General features: G+C 68.7%; 16 protein-coding genes and 1 riboswitch. Of the genes, 13 read left to right on the plus strand and 3 right to left on the minus strand.

Translation table 11 applies throughout. From position 1 onward, the window contains the following. Positions 1–5: 5 nt before the first annotated feature. The 11 genes from AC0KUR_RS30205 to metF all read left to right on the plus strand — a co-directional run bounded on the left by AC0KUR_RS30205 (position 6) and on the right by metF (position 12,691). Complete coding sequence (locus AC0KUR_RS30205) at positions 6–1,235, plus strand: DUF3443 family protein (RefSeq protein ID WP_473376793.1); 1,230 nt, start codon at positions 6–8, stop codon at positions 1,233–1,235. 163 nt (positions 1,236–1,398) lie between these two features. Beyond that, entirely contained in the window at positions 1,399–1,902 is a 504-nt protein-coding gene (locus tag AC0KUR_RS30210) for a VOC family protein (RefSeq protein ID WP_473376794.1), read from the plus strand. 297 nt (positions 1,903–2,199) lie between these two features. Further along, a complete protein-coding gene (locus AC0KUR_RS30215; RefSeq protein WP_034188075.1) occupies positions 2,200–2,580 on the plus strand; it encodes a DUF805 domain-containing protein in 381 nt (126 codons plus the stop codon). A 338-nt stretch (positions 2,581–2,918) separates the two neighbouring features. Next, positions 2,919–4,118: a flagellar biosynthesis protein FlhB gene (flhB, locus tag AC0KUR_RS30220; protein WP_034188074.1), complete on the plus strand. Its 1,200-nt coding sequence runs from the start codon at positions 2,919–2,921 to the stop codon at positions 4,116–4,118. A 76-nt stretch (positions 4,119–4,194) separates the two neighbouring features. Further along, positions 4,195–6,297: a flagellar biosynthesis protein FlhA gene (flhA, locus tag AC0KUR_RS30225; RefSeq protein WP_473376795.1), complete on the plus strand. Its 2,103-nt coding sequence runs from the start codon at positions 4,195–4,197 to the stop codon at positions 6,295–6,297. Then, positions 6,294–8,078, plus strand: coding sequence for a flagellar biosynthesis protein FlhF (gene flhF / locus AC0KUR_RS30230; RefSeq protein ID WP_200087054.1), 1,785 nt, complete (start codon positions 6,294–6,296; stop codon positions 8,076–8,078). The genes flhA and flhF overlap by 4 nt, the downstream gene beginning before the upstream one ends. Further along, the gene (locus tag AC0KUR_RS30235; protein ID WP_034188071.1) at positions 8,071–8,889 is read left to right on the plus strand and encodes a nucleotide-binding protein; all 819 of its coding nucleotides are present in this window, start codon (positions 8,071–8,073) and stop codon (positions 8,887–8,889) included. Before flhF ends, AC0KUR_RS30235 begins: the two co-directional genes overlap by 8 nt. A gap of 22 nt (positions 8,890–8,911) precedes the next feature. After that, the gene (locus AC0KUR_RS30240; RefSeq protein WP_034188070.1) at positions 8,912–9,646 is read left to right on the plus strand and encodes an RNA polymerase sigma factor FliA; all 735 of its coding nucleotides are present in this window, start codon (positions 8,912–8,914) and stop codon (positions 9,644–9,646) included. 101 nt (positions 9,647–9,747) lie between these two features. After that, positions 9,748–9,872: riboswitch (S-adenosyl-L-homocysteine riboswitch) on the plus strand. Between the two features lie 32 nt (positions 9,873–9,904). Further along, a complete protein-coding gene (ahcY, locus tag AC0KUR_RS30245; protein WP_473376796.1) occupies positions 9,905–11,323 on the plus strand; it encodes an adenosylhomocysteinase in 1,419 nt (472 codons plus the stop codon). 164 nt (positions 11,324–11,487) lie between these two features. Further along, the gene (locus AC0KUR_RS30250) at positions 11,488–11,841 is read left to right on the plus strand and encodes a phage holin family protein (RefSeq protein ID WP_006477367.1); all 354 of its coding nucleotides are present in this window, start codon (positions 11,488–11,490) and stop codon (positions 11,839–11,841) included. 19 nt (positions 11,842–11,860) lie between these two features. Next, on the plus strand, positions 11,861–12,691 hold the full coding sequence (gene metF / locus AC0KUR_RS30255) for a methylenetetrahydrofolate reductase [NAD(P)H] (RefSeq protein WP_034188068.1): 831 nt from the start codon (positions 11,861–11,863) through the stop codon (positions 12,689–12,691). An 87-nt stretch (positions 12,692–12,778) separates the two neighbouring features. Here metF and AC0KUR_RS30260 read toward each other — a convergent pair whose 3' ends face one another. Both AC0KUR_RS30260 and AC0KUR_RS30265 read right to left on the minus strand, forming a co-directional pair. After that, a complete protein-coding gene (locus tag AC0KUR_RS30260; protein WP_473376810.1) occupies positions 12,779–14,257 on the minus strand; it encodes an amidase in 1,479 nt (492 codons plus the stop codon). Positions 14,258–14,338: 81 nt separating this feature from the next. Next, entirely contained in the window at positions 14,339–15,031 is a 693-nt protein-coding gene (locus AC0KUR_RS30265) for a dienelactone hydrolase family protein (protein ID WP_049033307.1), read from the minus strand. A 224-nt stretch (positions 15,032–15,255) separates the two neighbouring features. On the opposite strand from AC0KUR_RS30265, the gene AC0KUR_RS30270 reads away from it, so the two are divergent. Then, positions 15,256–16,335 (plus strand): NAD(P)H-dependent flavin oxidoreductase, encoded by a 1,080-nt coding sequence (locus tag AC0KUR_RS30270; RefSeq protein WP_473376797.1) that lies wholly within the window; start codon positions 15,256–15,258, stop codon positions 16,333–16,335. 419 nt (positions 16,336–16,754) lie between these two features. Further along, positions 16,755–17,897 carry a branched-chain amino acid ABC transporter substrate-binding protein gene (locus AC0KUR_RS30275; protein ID WP_034188065.1) on the plus strand — a complete coding sequence of 381 codons (1,143 nt, stop codon included), beginning with the start codon at positions 16,755–16,757 and terminating at the stop codon, positions 17,895–17,897. A gap of 104 nt (positions 17,898–18,001) precedes the next feature. Here the strand turns inward: AC0KUR_RS30275 and AC0KUR_RS30280 are convergent, their stop codons facing one another. After that, the gene (locus AC0KUR_RS30280) at positions 18,002–19,219 is read right to left on the minus strand and encodes an MFS transporter (protein WP_175028532.1); all 1,218 of its coding nucleotides are present in this window, start codon (positions 19,217–19,219) and stop codon (positions 18,002–18,004) included. Positions 19,220–19,360 lie beyond the last annotated feature (141 nt).

The following is a 19,360-nucleotide window of genomic DNA, read 5'->3' on the forward strand; positions in this document are numbered from 1 at the left end:
CGATCTTGAGCATTCATCGTACATTCAAGCGCTGGCTCGGCGTGCTGGGCCTCGCGGCCGCGACGGCCGTGCTCGTCACCGCATGCGGCGGCGGCGACGGCGGCGGCAGCAACACGGGCAACAACGGCAACAACGGATCCGGCGGATCGGACGGCAATTCCGGAAATACCGCCGTCATCACGGTCGCCACGGGCGTCGCGAACGTGATCAACATCCCGACCATCAGCGTGAAGGTCTGCGCGCCGGGCACGTCGAACTGCCAGGTGGTCAACAACGTGCTGGTCGATACCGCGTCCTACGGGCTGCGGCTCGTCGGCAGCGCGGTGTCGGGCGTGCTGGGCAGCCTGCCGCAGGTGACGAGCGGCGGCGCGCCGGTGGCCGAGTGCGGCAAGTTCGTGTCGAGCTACACGTGGGGATCGGTACGCACGGTCGACCTGTCGATCGGCATCGAGCAGGCGAGCGCGCTGCCCGTACAGATCATCGGCGACCTCGGCACGACCAACGTGCCGAGCTCGTGCACGAACGGCGGCGCGTCGGCCAACTCGGCGGGTGCGCTGGGCGCGAACGGGATCCTCGGCATCGGGCCCGCGCCGTACGATTGCGGCACGACCTGCGCGACGTCGACGTCGTCGAGCAACAACTACTACGCGTGCCCGAACGGCGACAACGCGAGCTGCACGGTGGCGCTCGTGCCGCTGTCGCAGCAGGTGGCCAACCCGGTCCATCGTTTCGCGAACAGCGACGGCGTGAGCGTGCAGATGCCGGCCATCTCGAGCAACGGGCAGGCGAGCGCGACCGGGACGCTGACGTTCGGCCTGCCGAGCCTGAGCGGCAAGACGGTCCTGACGTCGACCACGACGGGCGACGTCAGCGCGACGTTCCTCGGGCGCAATGTGACCGCGTTCTTCGATACGGGCTCGAACGCGTATTTCTTCAACGATTCGGCGCAGACGGTCTGTTCGCGGAACACGGAGTTCTACTGCCCGTCGTCCGCGACGACCTACTCGGCGACGCTGAGCGGCCAGAACGGCGCGTCGGGTGTCGTGTCGATGCCCGTCTCGAACGCCGATTCGCTGTTCTCGAACCCGTCGACGTTCGCGTTCAACGACATCGCGGGCCCGTTCGGCTCGACCAGCTGGCTGGACATCGGCATGCCGCACTTCTACGGCAAGACGATCTACTTCGGGATGGACAAGACCGCGAGCGGCGGCGCGCAGCCGTTCGTCGCGTTCTGACAGGGCGCGGCGGCACGCGGGAACAAAGGGGGCGAACGATCGCCCCCTTTTTTTATCGCGCCGCCGTGCGTGTCCGATGGGCCGGATTTCCGCCGCGCGCGGGCGCAGCGCCTACGATGTAAGACCGGCACCGGTGCCGGCACGACATCGAGGAGACAACGTCATGAACCCGCGTATCCAGCGCATCACGCCGTTCCTGTGGTTCGACCGCGACGCCGAGGCGGCGGCCGGCTTCTACGTGTCGGTGTTCGACAACGCGCGCATCGTGCACGTCGCGCGCTACGGCAAGGCCGGCGCGCACGCGTCCGGCAGCGCGGAGGGCGCGGTGATGACCGTCGCGTTCGAGCTCGACGGGCAGGCGTTCGTCGCGCTGAACGGCGGCCCCGTGTTCCAGATCACGCCGGCCGTGTCGTTCGTCGTCAACTGCCGCGACCAGGACGAGATCGATCATTACTGGGCACGCCTGTCCGAAGGCGGCGACGAGCGCGCGCAGCAGTGCGGCTGGTTGCGCGACCGCTTCGGCGTGTCGTGGCAGGTCGTGCCGGTGCAGATGGCCGAACTGATGACGGGCGACCCGGCGCGCGCCGAGCGCGTGATGGCGCAGGTGATGACGATGAAGAAGCTCGACCTCGCCGCGCTGCAGCAGGCGGCGGATCAGGCCAGATAATCGAATGCCGCGCACGTCAGGCGATTATCGTTGGGGCGCGGTTTCATTCGAATGTAATCAAATGCCGGATTATCGGGGGCTGTCGTTTCTGTCAGGTCTTCAAGATTATTAAAATGACGCGGCATGCAAGGCCGCGGTACCGAATTATGCTGGAGCGGCCTTTCCCGTGCGGCATCGGCGTCCATGCGAACGGGCGAGCGCCGGCCGGCAGGCGAAAGAGATGGAGTCCGGTGAAAATCAAACATATAATGCCGGCGTTGTTTCCGGGGTGCCAATATAAAACAGGAGGGTAATAAGATGGGTTTTTCCGAAGCCGTTCGTACCGCACTCAATAAATACGCGACATTCGAAGGCCGTGCGCGTCGTGCCGAATACTGGTATTTCACGCTGCTGAGCGTCATTCTTTCGATCGCGGCCCAGGTCATCGGCGCGGCCGGCCGCGATGGCGGCCTGATCACCCTGCTGCTGCTCGGCGTCATCTGCCTGGTCTCGCTGGCGCTGCTCGTTCCGGGCATCGCGGTCAGCGTGCGCCGCCTGCACGATACGGGCCGCTCGGGCTGGTTCCTGCTGATCGCGCTGATTCCCGTCGTCGGCGGCATCCTGCTGCTCGTGTGGATGTGCTCGCGCGGCACCGACGGCCCGAACCGCTTCGGCGCCGATCCGATTCCGGCCGTCTGACCGGTCCCGCCCCGCCCCGGCGCGCGAGCGTCGCGCCGGGGCCTGAATATCCCGCCTTTCCCGCCCGTCGGTTCACCGCAGTCGTTTCACCCTTTTCCCCGCTTCCCGCCGTCGGCGTCCTGCCCGCGGCCGACCCCTCGCCATCGCGCCGATCGGCACGTTTTTCCGCGTTGCCGCGCGTCGCTGCGCCCCCGCGCCAGCCGCGTTCGCACCGGCTCGCCCGATTCTCCGAAATACCCCCCTTTCCCGGCTTTGCTCGACCGATCGGCGTTTGACGCCTGCATGAATAATCGGTGTCACTGGAAAGCGGCATTCCGCCGTACCCGACTGGAGGCCCCGTGGCAGACGAGAGCGATCTCGACAAGACCGAAGCCGCCACTCCCAGGCGCCGCGAGAAGGCGCGCGAGGAGGGGCAGGTCGCGCGTTCGCGCGAGCTGGCTTCGTTCGCGCTGCTCGCGGCCGGGTTCTACGGCGCATGGCTGCTCGCGGGCCCGTCGGGCGCGCATCTGCAGACGATGCTGCGCGGCGCGTTCACGTTCGATCGCGCGACCGCATTCGACACGAACCGGATGCTGTCGGCGGCCGGCAGCGCGAGCCTCGAGGGCCTCACCGCGCTGCTGCCGATCCTCGCGCTCACCGGTCTCGCCGCGCTGCTCGCGCCGATGGCGCTCGGCGGCTGGCTGATCTCGCAGAAGACGTTCGAGCTGAAGTTCGACCGCCTGAACCCGATCTCGGGCCTCGGCCGGATCTTCTCGATCCAGGGGCCGATCCAGCTCGGGATGTCGGTCGCGAAGACGATCGTCGTCGGCGGGATCGGCGGCGTCGCGATCTGGCGCAGCAAGGACGAACTGCTCGGCCTCGCGACGCAGCCGCTCGGCGTCGCGCTCCCCGACGCGCTGCACCTGGTCGCCGTGTGCTGCGGCACGACGGTCGCCGGGATGCTGGTGGTCGCCGCGCTCGATGTGCCTTACCAAATCTGGCAGTACAACAAGAAGTTGCGCATGACGAAGGAAGAAGTGAAGCGCGAGCATCGCGAGAACGAAGGCGATCCGCACGTGAAGGGGCGGATCCGCCAGCAGCAGCGCGCGATCGCGCGCCGCCGGATGATGGCGGCCGTGCCGAAGGCCGACGTGGTCGTCACGAACCCGACGCACTTCGCCGTCGCGCTGCAATACACGGACGGCGAGATGCGCGCGCCGAAGGTCGTCGCGAAGGGCGTGAACCTCGTCGCGGCGCGCATCCGCGAACTCGCGGCCGAACACAACGTGCCGTTGCTCGAGGCGCCGCCGCTCGCGCGTGCGCTGTATCACAACGTCGAACTCGAGCGCGAGATCCCCGGCTCGCTGTACTCGGCCGTCGCCGAGGTGCTCGCGTGGGTCTACCAGCTCAAGCGCTTCCGCTCGGAAGGCGGCGCGTTTCCGGCGGTGCCGGTCGATCTCGACGTGCCGGCCGAACTCGACAAGGGCACGTCGGTCGCCGCCGGCGACGAACGCGAGGAAGCCGAGGACACGCTCGGCCAGCAAGGAGCGTCGCAATGATCCGCCCCCACGCTCACCCGCGCGCGCCGTTCCCCGTAGCGGCTACCGCCCCTGACGCGGCCCGGCCGGAGGCAGCATGAGCACCCCGACCACCGGCCTGTTCGCCAAGCGCCAGAACCCGTTCGCCGGCACGAACCTGCGCGCGCTCGCGGGCCCGATCCTCATCTGCATGATCCTGGGGATGATGATCCTGCCGCTGCCGCCGATGCTGCTGGATCTGCTGTTCACGTTCAACATCGCGCTGTCGGTGATGGTGCTGCTCGTCAGCATGTACACGATGAAGCCGCTCGACTTCGCGGCGTTCCCGAGCGTGCTGCTGTTCTCGACGCTGCTGCGCCTGTCGCTGAACGTCGCGTCGACGCGCGTCGTGCTGCTCGAGGGCCACACCGGGCCGGACGCCGCCGGCCAGGTGATCGAGGCGTTCGGCCACTTCCTCGTCGGCGGCAATTTCGCGGTCGGCATCGTCGTGTTCGTGATCCTGATGATCATCAACTTCATGGTGATCACGAAGGGCGCGGGGCGGATCGCCGAAGTGTCCGCGCGCTTCACGCTCGACGCGATGCCCGGCAAGCAGATGGCGATCGACGCCGATCTGAACGCGGGCCTCATCAACGAGGAACAGGCGCGCAAGCGGCGTCTCGCCGTGTCGCAGGAAGCCGAGTTCTACGGGTCGATGGACGGCGCGTCGAAGTTCGTGCGCGGCGATGCGATCGCCGGCCTGATCATCATGGCGATCAACGTGATCGGCGGGCTGATCGTCGGGATGGTCCAGCACGACATGTCGTTCGCCGCGGCCGGCACGAACTACACGCTGCTGACGATCGGCGACGGCCTCGTCGCGCAGATCCCGTCGCTCGTGATCTCGACTGCAGCCGGCGTGATCGTGTCGCGTGTCGCGACCGACGAGGACATCGGCACGCAGATCACCGGCCAGCTGTTCACGAACCCGCGCGTGCTGACGATCACCGGCGTGATCATCGTGGTCATGGGGCTGATCCCGGGGATGCCGCACTTCGCGTTTCTCGCGCTCGGCGGCGGCGCGATCTGGCTGGCCCGCGCGCTGACCCGGCGCGCGGCGGCCCGCAAGGCGGCCGGCGACGTGACCGACATCGCGCCGCCCGCGGTGCTGCCGTCCGACAGCCACGAGGCAACCTGGGACGACGTGCAGCTGATCGATCCGCTCGGCCTCGAAGTCGGCTACCGGCTGATCCCGCTTGTCGACAAGGGCAGCGACGGCGAGCTGCTCAAGCGCATCAAGAGCATCCGCAAGAAATTCGCGCAGGAGATCGGCTTCCTGCCGCCGGTGATCCATATCCGCGACAACCTCGAGCTGCGGCCGAACGCGTACCGGATCGCGCTGAAGGGCGTCGAGATCGGCGTCGGCGAAGTGTTCCCGGGCCAGTGGCTCGCGATCAACCCGGGCCAGGTGACGGCCGCGCTGCCGGGCGCGGTCACGCAGGATCCCGCGTTCGGGCTGCCGGCCGTGTGGATCGACGTCGCGCTGCGCGAGCAGGCGCAGGTGTACGGCTACACGGTGGTCGACGCGAGCACGGTCGTCGCGACGCACCTGAACCATCTCGTCGTCCAGCACGCGGCCGAACTGCTCGGCCGCCAGGAAGTGCAGGCACTCATCGAGCGCACCGGCAAGGACGCGCCGTCGCTCGTCGAGGACCTCGTGCCGAAGACGATTTCGCTGACGACGCTGCAGAAGGTGCTGCAGAACCTGCTCGAGGAAGGCGTGCCGATCCGCGACATGCGCACGATCCTCGAGGCCGTGTCCGAACACGCGGGCCGCGGCGACGCGTACGAGATCACGGCCGCGGTGCGGCTCTCGCTCGGCCGCGCGATCACGCAGCAGTGGTATCCGGGCGCCGGCGAAATGCAGGTGATGGGCCTCGATGCGAATCTCGAGCGCGTGCTGTCGCAGGCGCTCGCCACCGGCGCGAACCCGGGCCTCGAACCCGGCCTCGCGCACAACCTTCTGACCGGCACGCAGCAAGCGATGCTGCGTCAACAGAATCTCGGGCTGCCGCCCGTGCTGCTCGTGCAGCACGCGCTGCGCGCGATGCTCGCGCGTTTCCTGCGCCGCAGCCTGCCGCAATTGAAAGTGCTGTCGTATGCCGAAGTGCCGGACACACGCACGATCAAGGTCGTTAACGTCATCGGGGGTTCCGCTTGAACATTCGCAAATTCACCGGCGCAACGAGCCGCGACGCACTTCGTCTCGTGCGCGAGGCGCTCGGCGCCGACGCGGTCGTGCTGTCGAACCGCACGCTCGATGACGGCAGCGTCGAAATCGTTGCACTCGCCGATTCGGACCTGGCCGCGGTGACGCCGCCGGCCGCCCGCTCGCGCCTCGCCACGCCGCGCCTGCCGGAATCCGTGCCGGCCGCCGCCGTGCCGGGCATCGTGTCGCGCCCGGGCGCGGTACCGGCGCGCCCGGTCATGAATCCTTATGCCGCCGGCGAAGGCGGGCTGCCGGACGTGTTCTCGTCCGTGTTCGGCGCGAGCGCCGACGCGGAGGAGCCGGACGCGCACGCGTCGGCGCTCGATGCGGATGCGCCGGCCGGCATGCCGCCGGCTGCGGCCTCGCCGCCGATCGCCACGCCCGCCGCCGGCATCGCCGCCGACACCCCGGCCGCCGGCGCGGCCGAACCCGCCCCCTGGCTGGTCGAGCACGCGAAGCGCCTGACGCAGCAGCGCGACGCGCTGATCGCACGCGCGCAGGCGCCGGCCACGCCGCCCGCGAGCGCACCCGCGCCGCAGGCCGCCGCGCGCGCGACGCCGCCCGACTGGGCGCGCGACATCGTGCGCGACGCCGAGCGCCGGATGCCGGCCGCCTCCCGCGCGCCCGACACGGGCGCCGCGCACGCGGCAAAGACGGCCGAGCGCACGCGCCTGTCCGCCGACACGGCCGCCGCGGTGGCCGACGCGGTGAAGTCGCGCATCGAGCGGATCGTCAACGACACGGTGATGCAGGAACTCGGCGAACTGCGCGGGATGATGGAAGAGCAGTTCGACAGCCTGAAGTGGCACGACCGCCAGCGTCGCAGCGCCGTGCACGGCGCGCTGACGAAGCACCTGTTCGCGGCCGGCTTCTCCGCGCAGCTCGTGCGGATGCTGGTCGACAACCTGCCGTCCGGCGACGGCACGCAGACCTTCGAACAGGCCGCCGAATGGGCGCAGTCGGTGCTCGCGTCGAATCTGCCGGTGCTCGACAGCGAGGACGCGCTGATGGAGCGCGGCGGCGTGTTCGCGCTGATGGGGCCGACGGGCGTCGGCAAGACGACCACCACCGCGAAGCTGGCCGCGCGCTGCGTGATGCGCTTCGGCGCGAGCAAGGTCGCGCTGCTGACCACCGACAGCTACCGGATCGGCGGCCACGAGCAGTTGCGCATCTTCGGCAAGATCCTCGGCGTGCCGGTGCACGCGGTGAAGGATGCGGGCGATCTCGCGCTCGCGCTGTCCGAGCTGCGCAACAAGCACATCGTGCTGATCGACACGATCGGCATGAGCCAGCGCGACCGCGCGGTGTCCGACCAGATCGCGATGCTGCACGGCGCGAACGCGCCGGTGCAGCGCCTGCTGCTGCTCAACGCGACGAGCCACGGCGACACGCTCAACGAAGTCGTGCAGGCATACCGCAGCGCGGGCGAGCATCCGCACGCGGCATCCTCCGATCTCGCCGGCTGCATCCTCACGAAACTCGACGAGGCGACCCACCTCGGCGGCGTGCTCGACACGGTGATCCGCTACAAGCTGCCGGTCCACTACGTGTCGACCGGCCAGAAGGTGCCGGAGAACCTGTACGTCGCCTCGACCAAATTCCTGCTGAAGAGCGCGTTCTGTGTGCCGCGCGACGGCTCCCCCTTCGTGCCGCAAGACGAGGACATGCCGACGCTGCTTTCCGCACTGACCGCACGTTCCACCGCCGAGCTGCACGAGGTGCGATTTGGATAAACGGATCATCGACCAGGCCGAAGGGCTGCGGCGCCTGCTGGCCGGGCGCGCGTCGCGCATCGTCGCGGTGACGGGCGGGCCGACGGGGGTGGGCTGCACGTCCGCCATCGTGAATCTGGCGACGGCGCTCGCGTCGCTCGGCAAGGACGTGCTCGTCGTCGACGAACGCGCCGACGTGCATTCGGCCAGCGCGACCCTGGCGGGCGCGTGGCTGCGCGACGGCGAACGCACGCGGGTGGCTGCCGGCTTCGGCCTGTGCGCGGCCGCGCGGCTCGCGCGTGCCGGCTACAGCGACGCGCAGTTGAGCGATTTCATCGACGGCCCGGCCGACATCGTGCTGGTCGACGCGCAGCTCGGCGCCGACGGTTCGTTCTCGGCGCTCGCCCGCGAGGCCCACGACGTGCTGGTCGTCACGCGGGTCGCCGCGCAGGCGATCACCGAGGCGTACGCATGCATGAAGCGGCTGCATTTCGCGCACGCGTTCGCGCAGTTCCGCGTGCTGACCAATCACGTCGGCAGCCACGCGGACGCGAAGACGGCCTTCGACAACCTCGCGGGCGTCGCGAGCCGCTACCTGACCGTGTCGATCGCCGACGCGGGCTGCGTGAGCGCCGATCCGCTCGTCGAGCATGCGCGCGAACTGATGCACGCGGTGGTCGATGCGTTCCCGTCGTCGCCGGCTGCGCGCGACTACCGGCAGATTGCCGCCGACCTGCTGTACTGGCCGATGCGCCCGCGGCCGGGCACGGGGCGCGCGGTCCACGCGGGCGGCAAGCCGTCGTATGAGGCCGGCGCGGCACACGCCGCGTGAGCGCCACCGGAAGGAGAGAGCCATGATGTACAACGCTCAAGGAAAGATGTCCCAGGCCGACGTGCTCGCGCAATATGCGCCGCTCGTGCGTCGCCTCGGGCTGCAGCTCGTCGCGAAGATGCCGGCGAGCGTCGACCTCGACGATCTGATCCAGGCCGGCATGATCGGCCTGATGGACGCGGCCGGCCGCTACAAGGAAGACCAGGGCGCGCAGTTCGAGACCTACGCGACGCAGCGCATCCGCGGCGCGATGCTCGACGAGCTGCGCAGCAACGACTGGCTGCCGCGCAGCCTGCGCAAGACGTCGCGCGAGGTCGAGCACGCGGTGCACCAGGTCGAGCAGCATCTCGGCCGCTCGGCGAGCGAGACCGAGATCGCCGAGCACCTGAAGATGCCGCTCGACGAATACCAGGGGATGCTGCAGGACCTGCACGGCAGCCAGCTCATCTACTACGAGGATTTCGACCGCGCGGCCGACGACGAGCCGTTTCTCGACCGCTATCGCGTCGATCACGCCGATCCGCTGTCGGCGCTGCTCGACGAGCACCTGCGCGAGGCGCTCGTCGAGGCGATCGAGCGGCTGCCGGAGCGCGAGAAGCTGCTGATGTCGCTGTACTACGAACGGGGTCTGAATCTGCGCGAGATCGGCGCGGTGCTCGAGGTGAGCGAGTCGCGCGTGTGCCAGCTGCACAGCCAGGCCGTCGCGCGCCTGCGCGCGCGGCTGCGCGAACAGGCCTGGGTCGGCGCGGAGTCCTGACCCTGTCAGGGCGGCCACGCGCGCCGACGCCGCGCGCTTGTGCCGTGCTTGCGTCGCCGTGCTCGCGCATTTTGCGCGCCGATTTGCTACAATCCCCTCCGTTTTCCGAGGAGCGTTGCGACGGACCGTCCGTGTCCGCCAGGCTCGGAAGGCTTCACCAAGCAGCCGTGCGGCGCGTTCAGCGATCGTCGCGCCGGCCCCGCTTCCTGAACGGCGCTCACGTCACCAATCTAGAACTTTTTTAGAAAGGAGGGCGTGATGAACGCCATTATCGATTCCAAGGCTTCCCACGATTACGTCGTCGCCGACATGGCACTGGCCGGCTGGGGCCGCAAGGAACTCAACGTCGCCGAGACCGAAATGCCGGGCCTCGTGCAGATCCGCGACGAATACAAGGCGCAGCAGCCGCTGAAGGGCGCGCGCATCGCCGGTTCGCTGCACATGACGATCCAGACGGGCGTGCTGATCGAGACGCTGAAGGCGCTCGGCGCGGACGTCCGCTGGGCCTCGTGCAACATCTTCTCGACGCAGGATCACGCCGCGGCCGCGATCGTCGAAGCCGGCACGCCGGTGTTCGCGTTCAAGGGCGAGTCGCTCGACGAATACTGGGAGTTCTCGCACCGCATCTTCGAATGGCCGAACGGCGAATTCGCGAACATGATCCTGGACGACGGCGGCGACGCAACGCTGCTGCTGATCCTCGGCGCGAAGGCCGAGAAGGACCGTTCGGTGATCGCGAAGCCGACCAACGAGGAAGAAGTCGCGTTGTACAAGTCGATCGCGAAGCACCTCGACATCGATGCGACCTGGTACTCGAAGCGCCTCGCGCACATCAAGGGCGTGACCGAGGAAACCACGACCGGCGTGCACCGCCTGTACCAGATGGAAAAGGACGGCCGCCTGCCGTTCCCGGCGTTCAACGTGAACGATTCGGTCACGAAGTCGAAGTTCGACAACCTGTACGGCTGCCGCGAATCGCTGGTCGACGGCATCAAGCGCGCGACCGACGTGATGATCGCGGGCAAGGTCGCGGTCGTCGCGGGCTACGGCGACGTGGGCAAGGGCTGCGCGCAGTCGCTGCGCGGCCTGGGCGCGACCGTGTGGGTCACCGAAATCGATCCGATCTGCGCGCTGCAGGCGGCGATGGAAGGCTACCGCGTCGTGACGATGGAATACGCGGCCGACAAGGCCGACATCTTCGTGACGGCGACCGGCAACTACCACGTGATCAACCACGATCACATGAAGGCGATGCGCCACAACGCGATCGTCTGCAACATCGGCCACTTCGACTCGGAAATCGACGTCGCGTCGACGCGCCAGTACCAGTGGGAAAACATCAAGCCGCAGGTCGACCACATCATCTTCCCGGACGGCAAGCGCGTGATCCTGCTGGCGGAAGGCCGCCTCGTGAACCTCGGCTGCGCGACCGGCCACCCGTCGTTCGTGATGTCGAACTCGTTCGCGAACCAGACGCTCGCGCAGATCGAGCTGTTCGTGCGCGGCAACGAGTACGAGAACAAGGTGTACGTGCTGCCGAAGCATCTCGATGAAAAGGTCGCGCGCCTGCACCTCGCGCGCATCGGCGCGAACCTGTCCGTGCTGTCGGACGAGCAGGCTTCGTACATCGGCGTGCAGAAGGACGGCCCGTTCAAGCCGAACCACTACCGCTATTGATGCGTCGCGGCCGCCGCCGTGCCGTGCGCGCCCCGCTGCGGGACGCACGGTGCGGCAGCGGCCCGGCGCCGGATCGCCGGCTTGCCGCGCGGCGCCTTCGGGCCCGCGCGACGGCCGGCGGCGGCCACTGATCGTACAGATCGACAACCGAACCGGAGCACTCCATGAGCGTCATCCTCACCTGGGTCATCAACGCGCTCGCGCTGCTGATCATCACGTATCTCGTGCCGTCGATCCACATCAAGAGCTTCGGCACCGCGCTGATCATCGCGGTCGTGCTCGGCCTGATCAACACGGTGATCCGTCCGGTGCTGATCCTGCTGACGCTGCCCGTGACGATCGTCACGCTGGGGGTGTTCATCCTCGTCGTGAACGCGCTGTGCTTCTGGTTCGCGTCGTCGCTGCTGAAGGGCTTCGAGGTGTCGGGATTCTGGTCCGCGTTCTTCGGGTCGATCCTGTACAGCATCGTGTCGTGGCTGCTGTCCGCCCTGATCTTCGGCCAGCGCGACATCGGCTGAGGGCTGAACCCACCGAATCATGAAACCGATCGAACTCTCGTTTGAATTCTTCCCGCCGAAGACGGCGGACGGCGTCGAAAAGCTGCGCGCGACGCGTGCGCAACTGCTGCCGCTGAAGCCGAAATTCGTCTCCGTGACGTTCGGCGCCGGCGGCTCGACGCAGCAGGGCACGCTCGATACCGTGCTCGACATGCAGAAGGACGGCCTCGAGGCCGCGCCGCACCTGTCGTGCATCGGCTCGTCGCGCGACAGCCTGCGCGCGATCCTCGACCAGTACCGCTCGCACGGCATCCGGCACATCGTCGCGCTGCGCGGCGACCTGCCGTCGGGGATGGGCGAGGTCGGCGAGCTGCGTTATGCGTCCGAGCTCGTCAGCTTCATCCGCGCCGAGCATGGCGACTGGTTCCACATCGAAGTCGCCGGCTACCCGGAGTACCACCCGCAGTCGCGTTCGCCGAAGGCCGATCTCGAGAATTTCGCGCGCAAGGTGAAAGCCGGCGCGAATTCCGCGATCACGCAGTACTTCTTCAACGCCGACGCGTATTTCCGCTTCGTCGACGATACGCGCAAGCTGGGCGTGGACGTGCCGATCGTGCCGGGCATCATGCCGATCACGAACTTCTCGCAGCTGATGCGCTTCTCCGAGATGTGCGGCGCCGAAGTGCCGCGCTGGGTCGCGCGCCGGCTCGAAAGCTTCGGCGACGATCGCGAGTCGATCCGCGCGTTCGGCGCGGACGTCGTCACGGGCCTGTGCCAGCGCCTGATCGATGCGGGCGTGCCGGGGCTGCATTTCTATACGCTGAACGCAGCGACCGCCACGCGGACGATCTGCGAACGGCTCGCCGTGTAAGCGCGGTCGCGCGGTTGCATGCGCCAAAACCCCGCCGGGTTCCCGGCGGGGTTTTTTTTCGTGACGCGTGGCGCAAGCGCCGGCGCGTCAGCGCTGCGCCTGCATCAGCGGCGGGCGGCGATCGAACCACGGCCGCGCCTGCTCGAGCTGCCGCGCGAGCCTGAGCAGCAGCGCGTCGTCGGCGTGGCGCGCGGCGAACTGCACGCCGATCGGCAGCCCGCGCGCATTCCAGTAGAGCGGCACCGACATCGCCGGCTGGCCGGTCAGGTTGAACAGCTCGGTACAGCCGGCCCACGCGAACGCCTTTTCCGACGACTTCGCGAGCATTTCCTTCAGCAGCGGCTTGACCGGCAGCGCGGCGACCAGCTTCATCTGCGCGGATTCGAACGGCGTCGGCTGCAGCTCGCCGATCTTCACCGGCGGCGCCGCGAGCGACGCGCACAGGATCGCGTCGTAGCGCGAGACGAGACCGGAAACCTGCACGGTCAGCTGGCGCTGCCATTCGAGCACGTCCGGCAGGCGCGTGCGGGCGAGGCGCCGGCCGACCACGGCCATCGCCCACGTCGCGGCCTCGAATTCGCCGCGCCGCGGCGTGCGGCCGGTCAATGCGCGCGCGCCGAGCACCATCTCCTCGGCGATCGTCGCCCACAGCGTGAGGAAGGTTTCGGCCGCGCGGGCGTAGTCGACGTTCAGCGTCGCCGGTTCGACATGGTGACCGAGCGATTCGAGCAGCGCGGCCGCATCGTCGAGCGCCGCCCGCGTGTCGTCGGCGAGTGCCGGCGCGAGCATCGGATCGACGACGAAGCCGATCCGCAGCGGGCCGGGCGGCGTGTCGATCGCGCCGAGGAAGGTGCCCGGCGCGCCGGCCGGCAGCGTCTGGCCGGTCGTCACGTCGAGCAGCAGCGCGCTGTCGCGCACGCTGCGCGACACCGCATGCTGGACGACGAGTTCGCCGTTCGACGGCTGGTCGACGAGCACCGGGTTGCGGCTCGGCTTCAGGCCGAACAGCCCGCAGCACGACGCGGGAATCCGGATCGAGCCGCCGCCGTCGGACGCATGCGCGAGCGGCACGATGCCGGCCGCGACCGCCGCCGCGGCGCCGCCGCTCGAGCCGCCGGGCGTGTGGTCGAGATTCCACGGGTTGCGGCACGCGCCGAACAGCTCGGGTTCGGTGTACGGCATCTGGCCGATTTCCGACGTGTTGGTCTTGCCGAACAGGTTCAGGCCCGCCGCGCGGCTGCGCGCGATCACCGGGGAATCGTCGGCCGGGACGAAATAGCGGTAGTGCCGGCTGCCCATCGACAGCGGCAGCCCGGCGACCGCCGCGCCGAGATCCTTGACGAGATACGGCACGCCCGCGAACGGCGCATCGGCGCCGGGTTCGGGCGCGGCGCCCGCGCGCTGGCGCGCGGCTTCGTAGTCCTGCAGCACGATCGCGTTGATCGCGCCGTTGACCGCTTCGGCCTGCCCGATCGCGGCGTCGAGCAGTTCGCGCGGGCTGGCCTTGCGGTCGCGCACGAGCGCCGCGAGGCCGATCGCGTCATGCGCGAGATAGTCCGAGTGCATCGCTGTCACCCCCGTTGTGACTCGTGGCGATGAGGGGAGCATAACGCGGGCCCGGTGCGCCGGGCCCGCGGCCGGGCTTGTTTACAGGTGCTCGGCGAGGAACGTCAGCGTGCGGCCGTGCGCGAGCGCCGCCGCGCGCTGGTTGTACGACGCGCGGTCCGTGCAGTTGAAGCCGTGCTCGGCGCCCGCGTACACATGGAAGGACGCGTGGCCATGGCCGGCGAACGCGGCCTTCACCGCATCGACGGCCGTGAGCGGAATCCCGTGATCGTTTTCCGCGTAGTGGAACAGGATCGGCTGCGTGACCTTGCCGGCCAGGTCGAGCGCATTCTGGATGCCGCCGCCGTAATAGGACACGGCCGCGTCGAGCTTGCCGGTCGCGGCCGCGCGATATGCGAGCTGGCCGCCGAAGCAGTAGCCGATCGCGGCGACCTTGCCGGCTACTTCGGGGCGGGCGCGCAACGCGTCGGCCGCCGCGCCGATGTCGGCAACCGCGAGACCCACGTCGGTCTTCTTCATCAGCTCGATACCCTTGTCGCGATCCGCGCCTTCGTAGGTCAGCTCGACGCGCGGCTGCGTGCGCCAGAACACGTCCGGCGCGAGCGCGACGAAGCCGTCGGACGCGTACTGGTCGGCGACCGCGCGGATGTGCGCGTTCACGCCGAAGATCTCCTGGATGATGATGACGGCAGGGCCCTTGCCGCGCTTGGGCAGCGCGAGATAGCCGCCGAAGCTGTCGTTACCGGTCGGGATGTCGATCCATTGGGCAGTCACGTTCTGAACTCCTGGCGAACGGGATGCGCGATGCGCACCCCGGGGTGAAAGAGGGCGGCCTAGTGTGCCACCAATCGCCGGGTGCTGCAGCGCACGCGCCGGCTTCTCGCGCAACGATCGTTTCGATCTCGATTATTCATTTTTCGGCGCCGCGCGGCTTCGATAGAGTCGATGTGCCGGCATTTACAAAGCGCTTTCGCGCATCGTTCATCGAAGGATTCGCCATGTCTGCCCGTCTGTTTGCCACGCCCTTTTCCGAACGCTTCGGCCTGCGCCTGCCGCTCGTGCAGGCGCCGATGGTCGGCGCGACCACGACCGCGATGGTCGCCGCCGCATCGAACGCGGGCGCGCTCGGCAGCCTCGGCGCCGCCGCGTTCGCGCCCGAGCGCCTCGCCACCGAAGTCGACGCCATTCGCGCGGCGACCGATCGCCCGTTCGCGGTCAACCTGTTCGTGCTGCCGGACGCCACGCCCGACGCGGCGACCGTCGCGCGCGCACTGGCCGCGATCGACCCGCTGAACGCGGCGCTCGGCTTGCCGCCGGGCACCGCGCCGGTCCGCTACGCGCCCGACTTCCGCGCGCAGCTCGACGCGCTCGTCGCGCTGCGCGTGCCGGTCGCGAGCTTCACGTTCGGCGTGCTCGACGCGGCCGACGTCGCGCGGCTGAAGGCGGCCGGCACCTATGTGATCGGCACCGCGACGCACGTGGCCGAAGGGCTCGCGTGGCAGGCGGCCGGCGCCGACGCGCTGTCCGCGCAGGGCGCCGAGGCGGGCGGCCATCGCGGCACGTTCATCGGTTGCGCCGACGATGCGCTGATCGGCACGCTCGCGCTCGTGCCGCAGCTCGTCGACGCGACCGGCCTGCCCGTGCTCGCCGCGGGCGGCATCATGGACGGCCGCGGGATCGCGGCCGCGCTCGCGCTCGGCGCGCAGGGCGCCCAGCTCGGCACCGCGTTCCTCACCTGCATGGAAAGCGCGATCGCGGCGGACTGGAAGGCGCGCCTGCTCGCGAGCACCGATACGTCGACGCAGGTCACCCGTGCGATCACCGGCCGCCATGCGCGCGGGTTGCGCAACACGCTGATGGCGCGGCTCGGCGCACACGTGGCCGGCGTCGCGCCGTACCCGGTGCAGAACGCGCTGACGCAGCCGCTGCGTCAGGCCGCCGCGCGCGCGAACGACGGCGACTACCTGTCGCTATGGGCCGGACAGGGCGCGCCGCTCGCGCGGCGCCGCGGCGATGCGCTGACGACGTCGCAGCTCGTCGCGGCGCTCGATGCCGAATGGCGCGCATCGGCCGCCTGAATGGTTCATGCCGGACGACGAAGCGCGCGTGTTGTCACGCGCGTTTCATTCAATGATCCCGGGCACAAAATACCGAATCGAAATGACCCGGGAATCTTTTGAATCGATCTGTCGGGAAGCTGCCGGAAATTAGCGGAAACCCTTATCCGGCGGGGCTTGCGGCGATATTCGAGTCACCCTTCCAAAGTGCGCATATCGGTAGTGTTACCACTACCCCAAAAAAGTCCCACAAATTAATTTGATCGCCTACACTTGCGCGCAAGTACGGACGGGGGCGGCTGCTAAAAGCGGCTGTTTTCACGTGCTTGAGGCCAAGTGCATGAACGATGCATCCGGCGAATCGTCCAGTGATTGCAAACACAGGGATGGCAGCGGGGCACCGGGCGATGGCGTTTATTGGGACCGAACTGGAGACTTACATGAATATCAAGATGCAAAAGCTGTTGCCGATCACCGCCGCAGCAATGCTGTGCGCTGCAGCTGCAAGCAACGCGTCCGCCGATCAAGTCGTCAAGATCGGCCACGTCGCGCCGTTGACGGGCGGCATTGCACACCTGGGCAAGGACAACGAAAACGGTGCGCGTCTCGCAGTCGAGGAGATCAACGCGAAGGGTCTCACGATCGGCGGCCAGAAGATCACGCTGCAACTCGACCCGCAGGATGACGCGGCCGACCCGCGGCAGGCCACGCAGGTTGCGCAGAAGCTCGTCGACGACAAGGTCGTCGCCGTGGTCGGCCACCTGAACTCGGGCACGTCGATCCCGGCCTCGAAGATCTACAGCGATGCGGGCATCGTGCAGATCTCGCCGTCGGCGACCAACCCGGCCTATACGCAGCAAGGCTTCAAGACCACGTACCGCGTGGTCGCGACCGATGCGCAACAGGGCCCGGCACTGGCGAACTACGCGCACTCGAAGGGCATCAAGAGCGTGGCGGTGGTCGACGATTCGACCGCATACGGCCAGGGTCTCGCGAACGAGTTCGAGAAGAAGGCGAAGGCGCTCGGCCTGAAGGTGATGTCGCATGACGCGACGAACGACAAGGCGGTCGACTTCCGCGCGATTCTGACCAAGATCAAGGGCGAGAACCCCGACGCGATCATGTACGGCGGCATGGACGCCACCGGCGGCCCGTTCGCGAAACAGGCGAAGCAGCTCGGCCTGCGCGCGAAGATCTTCGCGGGCGACGGCGTGTGCACGGAAAAGCTGGCCGACCTGGCCGGCGATGCGACCGACAACGTGGTGTGCTCGGAAGCCGGTGCCTCGCTCGAGAAGATGGCGGGCGGCGCGGCGTTCAAGGCGAAGTACGAGAAGCGCTTCGGCCAGCCGATCCAGATCTACGCACCGTTCACGTATGACGCCGTGTACATCATCGTCGACGCGATGAAGCGCGCGAACTCGACGGACCCGGCGAAGATCCTCGCGGCGATGCCGACGACGAACTACTCGGGCGTGATCGGCACGACGACCTTCGACTCGAAGGGCGACCTGCAGCACGGCGTGATCTCGCTGTACAACTACAAGGGCGGCAAGAAGTCGCTGCTCGACGAAGTGAAGATGTAACGCGACAAGCGGTCAACAGAAGGGGTGAAAACGCGCATGCGGCAACGCATGCGCGTTTTCTTTTGGTTTCCTTTGGGCCGTTCGGGTCGGTGTGCGTCGTACCGTCAGATCTTCAGATGGGCGAGCACCCTCGGCGCGACGAGCGCGACGAGTGCCGCGCACAGCGCGACGACCGACAGGCCGATCGTCAGGTTCGCGGCCTGCGCGACCGCACCGATCACGACCGGACCGAACAGCAGTCCGAAATACGCGAGCCCCGCCACGTGCGCGAGCCCTTCGGCCGCGTGGATGCCCTTCACGCGCGCGGCGGCCGCGAACAGCACGGGCATCATGTTCGCGAGGCCGAGGCCCATCAGCGTGAAGCCGGTCAGCACCGCGGCCGGATTCGGCAGCAGCAGCGCACCGATCATCCCCGCGCATGCGAGCGACGCGCTCGCGAATACGAGCTGCGGCGCGCCGAAGCGCGCACGCACGGCGTCGCCCGCGAAGCGCGCGACGGCCATCCCGCCCGAGAACGCCGCATACGCGGCGCTCGCGAGCGCGGGGCTCGCCGCGACGACGTCGCGCATGTAGACCGTCGCCCAGTCGTACATCGCGCCTTCGGCGACCAGTGCGATCAGCGCGATGCCGCCGAGCATCCACAACGCGGGCGAGCGCCAGCGGTTGCCGCCGCCGTGCGCGTGTTCGTGGTGCGGCACGTGCGGCAGCACGGCCGGGCTGGCGGCCACGAGCACCGCCGCGCTCACGGCCGCCGCGAGTGCGAGGTGCACGGCCGGCGCCATGCCCGCCGACAGCAGCGCGCCGCCGGCGGCCGCGCCCGCCATCCCGCCGATGCTGAACATCCCGTGCAGCGACGACATGATCGGCTTGCCGAGCGCGATCTCGACCGCGCTCGCCTCGGCGTTCATCGCGACGTCGAGCGTGGCCATCGAGAAGCCGAACAGCGCGAGCACCGCGAGCAGCATCCAGTAGTCGGGCACGACGAGGATCAGCGCCGCGCACGCTGACATCACGAGCCCGCCGGCGAGGCACGCGGTGCGCGAGCCGACGCGGGTGATCCAGTGCGCGATGGTCAGCATCGCGGCGATCGAGCCGCCGGCGACCGCGAACAGCGCGATCGACAGCAGGCCGGGGCTCAGCGCGAACTTGTCGCGTACGGTCGGCACGTGCACGCCCCAGGACGCGTACATCATGCCGGCGACGAAGAACAGCGCCATCGACGCCGTGCGCGCGCGCTGGAGGGCCGGCAGCGGCAGCACGCGGTGCGCGTCGGGCGGCGCGGCGAACGGGGACGACGATTCGGGAGAAGAGGATTCGGACACGGAAAGGCTCGCCAGGAGAAATGCGCGGACGCACGCGGCGTCCGTCGGAATCGTCCGATTCTATCGAACCGCTTACGATCGTGCCGGGCACTGCCGTTCGGCCGACGATCGGACGGCCGGGCCGCATTGGCCATTCGGTCG

The sequence above is a fragment of the Burkholderia sp. YHN3-13 genome (assembly GCF_055810675.1).

Bases quoted from the DNA above. Each gene is read 5' to 3' on its own strand.
- AC0KUR_RS30210 (WP_473376794.1), top strand. From the start codon at position 1,399: ATGAACCCGCGTATCCAGCGCATCACGCCGTTCCTGTGGTTCGACCGC.
- AC0KUR_RS30215 (WP_034188075.1), top strand. From the start codon at position 2,200: ATGGGTTTTTCCGAAGCCGTTCGTACCGCACTCAATAAATACGCGACA.
- flhA (WP_473376795.1), top strand. From the start codon at position 4,195: ATGAGCACCCCGACCACCGGCCTGTTCGCCAAGCGCCAGAACCCGTTC.
- AC0KUR_RS30240 (WP_034188070.1), top strand. From the start codon at position 8,912: ATGATGTACAACGCTCAAGGAAAGATGTCCCAGGCCGACGTGCTCGCG.
- ahcY (WP_473376796.1), top strand. From the start codon at position 9,905: ATGAACGCCATTATCGATTCCAAGGCTTCCCACGATTACGTCGTCGCC.
- AC0KUR_RS30250 (WP_006477367.1), top strand. From the start codon at position 11,488: ATGAGCGTCATCCTCACCTGGGTCATCAACGCGCTCGCGCTGCTGATC.
- metF (WP_034188068.1), top strand. From the start codon at position 11,861: ATGAAACCGATCGAACTCTCGTTTGAATTCTTCCCGCCGAAGACGGCG.
- AC0KUR_RS30260 (WP_473376810.1), bottom strand. From the start codon at position 14,257: ATGCACTCGGACTATCTCGCGCATGACGCGATCGGCCTCGCGGCGCTC.
- AC0KUR_RS30270 (WP_473376797.1), top strand. From the start codon at position 15,256: ATGTCTGCCCGTCTGTTTGCCACGCCCTTTTCCGAACGCTTCGGCCTG.
- AC0KUR_RS30275 (WP_034188065.1), top strand. From the start codon at position 16,755: ATGAATATCAAGATGCAAAAGCTGTTGCCGATCACCGCCGCAGCAATG.